The organism is Nostoc sp. (assembly GCF_054880495.1).
The window spans coordinates 1-8533 of record NZ_JBTYKD010000019.1 but is presented as its reverse complement, the minus strand read 5'-3'; the positions used below and the strand labels follow the sequence as shown (position 1 = coordinate 8533).

The following is an 8533-nucleotide window of genomic DNA, read 5'->3' as shown; positions in this document are numbered from 1 at the left end:
AATGTGATGAAACTGCCGATGGTGAATGAGGAGCGATTGCTCAAAAAAGCAAAGCAGTTCCTAGATATAATCGCCAGCGAGCAAGTATGGGAACCAGAGGATACTGACCAAAGCGATTATCAAACTCGGCTGGCAACCGCCCAAACCTTGTACACCCTATGATATCCTGCCCCTGGTGATTGAAGCCGCCGGGATGGAGCCAAAGTTCTACGAGTTTAATCATGATGAAGTGTTGGAAGTCGAGATTGAGCATCCCACGATTCCAGAATTCAAATCGCTGGATCTACGTTGGTATAGCGTCCCTGGCATCACCAACTTCCGCATGGATATTGGTGGCATCTCCTACTGCTGCCTCCCCTTCAATGGCTGGTATATGGGTACGGAAATTGCCCGCGATTTCCTAGAAGACTGGCGCTATGACAAAATGGAGGAGATCGCCAAAGTACTCAAGCTGGATATCAGTTCCGAACAAACCCTGTGGCGCGATCGCGTCGCTTTGGAACTGAATGTCGCCATCCTCCACTCCTTCCAGAAAGCCAAGGTGACAATGGTAGATCACCAGTCGGCCTCTCGTCAATACCTCGCTCATGACCTTCGCGAAAAGAGAGCAGGGCGAGAGTGTCCATCTGATTGGGGTTGGGTTATGCCGCCAGCCGGAGGTAGTGCTTGTCCAGTTTGGCATCATGCAATGCGCGATTTTTATCTAGAGCCAGCCTATCACCATGCTGCTGATCGCTGGGCAGTTGAAGACGGCATCGACTTGGCAAAATTCGTCAGTGTTGCCGACGAGGACGACCAGAAACAAGACCGGATCTTAATTCTTTATGCCTCAGAGACGGGTACGGCTGAAGGTTTGGCACGTAAAGCTGCTCGTCAACTGCAACGCTACCGTCCCAAAGTCATGTCACTCGATGAATACAACGTCGATACCTTGAGATCAGAAAAGCTGTTGCTGGTTGTGACATCCACCTTTGGCAATGGGGAAATCCCTGGAAACGGTAAGCGGTTCGTGAAGTGGTTGAAGCAACAACCTGTAGGTTCCCTCAATACCTTAAACTATTCTGTCCTGGGCATTGGCAGCACTGTTTACGAACATTTTTGTGCTGCTGCGATTGCTGTAGATAAGACCTTAGCTAGGGTGGGAGCAAACTGCATCGCCCCCCTGCACAAAGGGGATGAAATTAAGGGACAGGCGGATACTTTTAAAGAATGGCTGGGACTGATCTCGCGTGTACTGGGTGAAGATGTTACCTCTGGGGATGCGACAACAAAAGCCGCTCCTCAACTAAATATCACCTTCTTAAATCCAGCAGAAGTAGCAAATTTAATACCTGTGGAAGTGAATAGCGAGCGCGGCATCGCAGTTCCCATTGTCGCCAATCAGGAACTACTTCTTGAAGTGATTTCTGGTAGTCGTTCGACTCGCTTGATCGCTTTTGATCTCTCCAAAAGTGATCTGCACTATCAAACCGGCGATCACGTTGCAGTCTATCCCTGCAATTCACCTGAACTTGTCAAGCGTTTATGCGATCGCCTTTCGCTAAACTCAGACACCTACTTCATAGCTCGTTATCAAACAGCAGATGGCACTGAAGTAGAAGATGAACCTCCGATTACTGTGCCGATGAGCGTCGCTCAAGTCTTCTTTGAAGAACTCGATCTGACTTTGCGAGAACCATTTAATGAACTTTTGGTCTACTTGCAATCCGTAGCAGAAAATCCGCAAGAGAAACTTCGCTTAGAAACATGGCTGGAAATTCTTCAGCAGGGGAACGACTACCCCGACGGCATTATACTCAACAAAAGCATCACAGACAACTTGATGAGCGTTGCCGATCTGTTCGATGAGTTTCCCTCAGCGCAGATCACATTAGCAGCCTTACTAGAGTTACTGCCTAAGCAAAAACCCCGTCTCTACTCCATTTCTTCCTCTTCCCTGCTTCATCCCCAGCAAATTCAAATCACTGTTGGCGTGCTGCAAGTTAGCACCGATACAGGCAAAATCCGTCAGGGACTCTGCTCCAACTACTTAGCTGGACTGGAATCTGGGGCAATGGTTCGCATCAATGTTCGCACTTCTACTTTCCGTCCTCCCAGCGATCCAGATGCCATCATGCTGATGGTAGGACCTGGAACTGGCGTTTCCCCACTGATTGCTTTTCTCCAGCACCGACAAGCTTTGTTGCAACAAGGACAACCATTAAGCGATGCCTGCCTGTATTTTGGCTGCCGCAACCACAATGATTTCCTCTATCAGGAGCAGTTGCAAACGTGGCTGAATCAAGGTGTGCTTTCTGGATTAGAGGTAGCATTCTCGCGCCAAGGTGAGCAAAAAATGTATGTCCAAAATCTGATGCAGCAAAAGTCCCAGGATATCTGGAAACTGCTTAGTCATCCTCAGTGTCACTATTATGTGTGTGGTGATGCCAAGATGGCGGATGATGTGTTTGAAGTGTTGCTAGCGATCGCTAAAACTGAAGGTAATTTCTCACATTTTGAAGCTGTTCAGTTCTTTGAGCAAATGAAGCAACAAAAGCGTTTCTCCAACGACGTTTGGGGCGTAACGCTGAACTACAAACAAGCGATCAAACAGGTACAAAAAGATAACTACTCCAAAGCTGAACGCTGGCTAAATCGGGTGCAACATACTGATAGTCAAGCATCCTTGCTGGAGGTGCAACCAGTAAGTGTCTGAATCTAGATATTTATAGTCGCTGATTTTGTTGACAGTCCCACGGTGATCAAACTATAGCATTGGCTCAGTTTCATCGCCGTGGGATTCTTGTTTCACAGTTTTTCTAAAATTTTAATAAAACATCTAAAAGTGAAAAATTTTAGTCTGGCGTGTAATCGAACACAATTAATGTTACTACATGAATTAGAAATACTCACACTGTTTTATGCGCTTACATAAGATATCCTGGAAACGAATCAGCAAGAGCTATTATTACCTTCTGCTATCTCTTAGTCTGACGTTCCTGTTGCTGTTCACTTCAGTCGGGTTGGGTAAAGCACAGGAAACTAATAGCATTAGCCAGCCAAACAATAGCAATTCTGGTCAGACAAGCCCGACAACATCCAGCCAGCAAACTAGGACTCAAGGGGCAATCATAACCGAAGTTACCTCTATAAAAAGCATCAGTCCTAGAGATTTTTACGTCAGTATCCCTCAATCGATTATACCAGAAGATGAGAGTAGGTATAGCAACGAACATATCAATGTAGTGGTGACAGGAGACAACTTTCCCAAGCAAGACAATTCGCCTCAAAATAAAATTGAGATAAAAATTGGTAAGTTCTCTAATATTGCCACCGCTATTGCAAAAGTTGCAGAAAATCGGAAAGCGATTTATGCCAGCTTCAATAACGAGCAGCTAGCGAAATTGAACACTGGAAAAAACCCTGTGATTGTTGAGGTGGGAGGTAATGCAACTGATATTGACCTTCAAGAGGCTAACGACAAACTTGAGGTAATGGTAGAGCGCCCTGTGAGCGCGTGGACAACGCTGATCGTGTTTATAATTACAGCATTTTGTGTATTCATACTTTTGGTAATAATCTATTGTCTGATAAGAGACGCCTATTCGCTGACGAGAGAGGCAAAAAAATCCAACTTGTCAAAATCTTTTTCAGAAAACAACACAAAAAACCTAAACTTGTTAGAATGGTTTATTGTGGATGTCCAAACCAACACTTATAGTCTGGCGCGTGCCCAGTTTATCTGGTGGTTGACTATCATCGTTTTTGGCTATCTATTTCTTTTGATTGGACGCGGATTGTTTCGACGCACATGGGAGTTCATTCCGCTATCAGGATTTGGCTATACTTTCCTAATTAGTTTAGCAACACTGGTAACGGCGCAAGCAACCTCTGAAATTCGTGGTAATAAGGGTTCTGGGGAAGTGAATCCTGGGTGGTCAGATTTGGTTATGCATGGTGGCGTAGTAGCCCTGGAGCGCGTACAGCAAATAGTTTGGAACTTAATTATTGGCGTTGCTTTTATCGTTATCCTCTTGGTCACTTATCCAACTGCATCTTCTTTCCCAACTATCCCCTCTGAACTGTTAGCACTAATAGGAATTAGTGCCACTGGTTACATCGGCGGCAAAGCTATCCGCAAGCCTGGGCCTAATATTAATCAAGTAGTGCTTTACGGACCGGCTAAAGAATCCAATTTGCCTCCCGATTACATTAGTATTGCTGGCGCTAACTTCTCGCTAGGAGGGAAAATATTAAACTCGGAGGAAAAAGAGGAAGTTAATACACAGATAAAAGATGCTGGCGTGATAGTTCAAATGGTGTACTTAGACAGCACTAATAACGAAATTCCAAAAACACTGGTTGAGATAAAAAAAGACGACATCGTTACAATAAAGACTGATCCTGATGCTCCTATGGAGTTTTGCAGAAGATTCAAAATCCCTCTTAAAGACCTTAAAAGGCTTCCAGATAACTGGCTAAAAGAATTTTCTGACCATTATGATCAAGGAGAAGTAAAAATCATTATTATCAATGCTGATGGGCAGAAGGCTGTCTGGGATGGTTCCATTATCACACCTGAACGGGAAATACCTCCGCCAGCGACAGAACCAGAACAGTCAAAATCTGATGCTTAATTTTCAGTTTTCCCCAACTTTACAGCTTTTTCTGAGCTTCACATTCCGCTTTCAAACCCAAAAATCTCAGCTTTTCTTGTGTATATTGGCTAGTTGTAGCGGTTTCTGGCGATAAGTCGCTTCTTTTGGAGATGCTACGCGTTGGCGTCAGCCGACGCACCAGAAGGCGTCTACCCAGCTACTAATACGGTTCGATTAGCATCTTAATATTTTGAAGATCCCCCCAACCCTCCTTAAAAAGGGGTGCTTATAACCCTCTTTTACCCCCTTTTTAAGGGGGTTGCCGCAGGCGGGGGTATCTTAACCAAATCGTATTGTCTACACAGCTACTCTTATAAAAATAACCTCCATCTCGGAGGTTATTTTCATAGAAGTTGCTTTGAGGATATAGGTTATTTAGTCTCGGAATTAACTAGATAACAGCAGCTACTTGCTGCTTAAAGAAAGCTTGCAACACTCTCTCTGCTATTTGATGGCTAGTTAAACCTAGTTCTGTCTTAGATTCATTGGGTTCAGCATGATCTACCAATACATCTGGTACACCGAATCGCTTGACAGGAACTAGAATATCTGCATCCATTAAGGCTTCCGCGATCGCAGAACCAAAGCCACCCATCAGACAGCCTTCCTCTAAGGTGATGACACGGCCGATTTTCTTCGCTAAAGGCAAAATCAATTCGGTATCCAAAGGCTTAACGAAACGCGCATTAATTACAGTTGCTTCAATGCCATGTTCACTGAGAATTTCAGCAGCTTGCATTCCTGGATAAACCATTGTGCCATAGGCGACGATTAACACATCATCGCCTGTACGCAGAATTTCGCCTTTGCCAATTTCCAAAGGTTCCCAACCTTCCTCCATCAAGGGGACGCCGTAGCCATTGCCACGAGGGTAGCGCATAGCGATCGGGCCACTGGTATGGTTAACACCAGTCACTACCATGCGTTGGAGTTCTGCTTCATCTTTGGGTGCCATGATTACGATATTGGGAATGCAACGCAGATAAGCAATGTCATACATACCTTGGTGGGTGGGGCCATCAGCACCGACAATTCCTGCCCGATCTAAGCAGAAGAATACTGGCAGGTTTTGGATGCAGACATCATGAATTATCTGGTCATAGGCGCGTTGTAGGAAGGTAGAATAAATCACGGCGATCGGGCGCATACCCTGAGTTGCAAGTCCGGCTGCAAGGGTGATTGCGTGTTGTTCAGCAATGCCGACATCAATATATTGATTGGGCAGTTTTGCTTGAAGCTTATCTAAGCCTGTCCCCGTTGCCATAGCCGCAGTAATCCCAACGATTTTCGGGTTTTGTTCGGCAAGTTTTACCAGAGTGTGAGAAAAGACTTTGGCATAAGCCGGGGGTTTGGGTTTACTGGAAGGAATGGCTTTGCCAGTTGCTACGTTAAAAGGGCTTTGGGCATGGTAGCCAACTTGATCTAGTTCAGCAATTTCATAGCCTTTGCCTTTCACCGTTGCCACATGCACCAAAACTGGGCCTGCTATCTGATGTGCCTGTTGGAAGGTGGCAATCAATTCTTCGAGATTATGCCCATCCACTGGGCCAATGTAGGTAAAGCCGAGTTCTTCAAAAACTGCACCTACCTTGGGAACAGCCAAGCGTTTCATACCTTCTTTGATGCGTCCGAGTTCGGGAGACAGGGATTCACCCACGAAAGGAATTTGCTTCAACTGTTCCTCAAGATTATCTTTAATAAATTGCACCGGTTGGCTGAGGCGCATTTTGTTCAGATAGCGGGGAATCGCGCCGACGTTGCGAGATATAGACATGTCGTTGTCGTTGAGAACAACCAACAGGTTTGTTTTCGGCAAGTGTCCAGCATGGTTGATGGCTTCTAAAGCCATACCCCCAGTTAGCGCCCCATCGCCAATCACAGCAACAGCTTTAAATTTTTCCCCTTTCAAGTCTCGCGCTAAAGCCATGCCCAATGCTGCCGAAATACTTGTAGAAGCATGTCCAGCCCCAAAGTGGTCAAACTTGTTTTCACAGCGTTTGAGATAACCAGCAACTCCGTCTTTTTGTCTGAGGGTGTGGAAGCGATCGTAGCGTCCTGTCAGCAGCTTGTGGGGATAAGCTTGGTGTCCTACATCCCAAATCACTTTATCCCGATCTAAGTCCAGTGTCTGGTAAAGTCCTAGTGTTAATTCTACAACACCCAACCCTGGCCCCAAGTGTCCACCATTAACTGCTACTGTTTGGAGATGCTTATCTCGAATCTGACGGGCAATCTGTTGCAGTTGGCGAACAGATAAACCGTGCAACTGATTAGGATGGGTGATTTCGCTCAAATGCATATTATAGGGTTTTCCTCTCTAATTTCTAGTTTCGGTATTTTGATTTTCCCACGGTCGGGTTGTCCACAGAATCAGACTCTTACATTTTTACTAAGTTGTATTGGAAAGTATAACTTCGTAATTAATAATGATCAAAAATTTGTTATCCATTAACTACTTGTCAAATTATGTTGCAATCAGTTAAAGTTCATAACACATTTGTCAATAAGTAATGCTACTTAAAAATAATCTGCAAGCCGTATAGTAAAACAAGTTTTTTCGGAGCATTTGCGGAAACTCTCTCAGCAGATTACTTAATTTTACTTTTTTAAGTTAGTACAAAATCAAGTTAAATATCTCATTTATAACTATATATGTGGCAGAATTACTGGTAAGTATTTAACAATTGTTTCTTCTCTTCTTCGGTAATACCAGCTAATTTTATCAGCGATCGCCAGTTTATCTGGGCGTGAAGAAAATGTATTTAATAATACATAATTTTTGGAGTTAAATTAAGTATTTACTTAGGAAAATAATCTTCCTAAATTAGTTCTAGACAACAATATTCCCGACTTCTCTAAGAAGTCGGGAATCTAAGCCTTTCGATTTTGACAAATCAAATAGGATTTCTATATGTATTTTCTACTTCCCAAAAGCATCCTTGATGTTATCAACAGCACGTTCAACAACATTCTTTGTGTTGTCTACTGCTTTTTTAGTCCGAGCGGCATCTTCGTCTGCTCTTTTCTGAATTGTAGCCGCATCTTTCTTGGCTTTGCGCTCAACAAAACTACCATTGTCATCCGTTGCTTGGTCAACTTTATTGGCATTGTTCTTGGCAGTTTGCTTAACTTTATCTGCCGTATCTTCGATGAAATTTTTGGCTCGTCCAGCATCTTTGCTGGCTTTTTCTTGAACTTGATCGCCTGCGTCTTTTGATGCAATCAAGGTTGCAATCGGATCAGCCATTGCTGAAGTGTTGGAGAAAAATGCACCTTGCCAAACGAAAGCGATCGCTAACAGACAAAACAGGGTGGTAGCCATCCAGCGTTTTACGGTGGAAAACTGTTTTGTCAAATAACTCAGTTTCATAAAATACAATCTCATGTAATTTAGCTTACTCTTTTTACATCATTTAGCTGATTAACCATATCGTTCCCTAGATAGAGCTTTTGGCGTCATAAGTTGTTAAAAGAATTCACTATTTTGATAGATTGAATTTTGAGTAAAGATTTTCCTCTGGTAATCAAGGGGCGAATTGAACATTTCAAAGATTTTGGGCATAGGCGATCGCTGTTGGTTAATTAATTGGCAACCGCAACTGACTTTTTACTGTCTTCAATCACAACATCTGATGACTGGTATACTTACTACAAAGCCAACGCTGAGTTTCAATTAGAGATTCCTTGGAAGCGTGGTGCAGAAATCACTGAGGATGAACAGAATGCGATCGCAGAGTAGAGACGTTATATGTAACGTCTCTACATTCATTGTCGGAGATGTCTACTGTAATTTGGTATCATGCTGACATCAATTGTTGGATGCGCTGTGGCTCCTCTCCCAGCCAATCTGGATTTTGGGCAGTGCTGTCAAAAATTGATGAGGTTTTGAAAGGCTC

General features: G+C 43.8%; 5 protein-coding genes. 3 read left to right on the top strand and 2 right to left on the bottom strand.

Translation table 11 applies throughout. The annotated features are described in order from the left end of the window. The first annotated feature begins 100 nt into the window (after positions 1-100). Both ACYTXL_RS02465 and ACYTXL_RS02460 read left to right on the top strand, forming a co-directional pair. Complete coding sequence (locus tag ACYTXL_RS02465) at positions 101-2695, top strand: nitric oxide synthase oxygenase (RefSeq protein WP_461923349.1); 2595 nt, start codon at positions 101-103, stop codon at positions 2693-2695. Between the two features lie 286 nt (positions 2696-2981). After that, the gene (locus ACYTXL_RS02460) at positions 2982-4616 is read left to right on the top strand and encodes an MFS transporter (protein WP_461923348.1); all 1635 of its coding nucleotides are present in this window, start codon (positions 2982-2984) and stop codon (positions 4614-4616) included. A 412-nt stretch (positions 4617-5028) separates the two neighbouring features. On the opposite strand, the gene dxs is transcribed toward ACYTXL_RS02460, so the two are convergent. Continuing rightward, positions 5029-6936 carry a 1-deoxy-D-xylulose-5-phosphate synthase gene (dxs, locus tag ACYTXL_RS02455; RefSeq protein ID WP_461923347.1) on the bottom strand — a complete coding sequence of 636 codons (1908 nt, stop codon included), beginning with the start codon at positions 6934-6936 and terminating at the stop codon, positions 5029-5031. 621 nt (positions 6937-7557) lie between these two features. Beyond that, positions 7558-8007 (bottom strand): hypothetical protein, encoded by a 450-nt coding sequence (locus ACYTXL_RS02450; RefSeq protein WP_461923346.1) that lies wholly within the window; start codon positions 8005-8007, stop codon positions 7558-7560. A 216-nt stretch (positions 8008-8223) separates the two neighbouring features. Between ACYTXL_RS02450 and ACYTXL_RS02445 the strand changes: the two genes are divergently transcribed. Beyond that, entirely contained in the window at positions 8224-8376 is a 153-nt protein-coding gene (locus ACYTXL_RS02445; RefSeq protein WP_461923345.1) for a hypothetical protein, read from the top strand. Positions 8377-8533 lie beyond the last annotated feature (157 nt).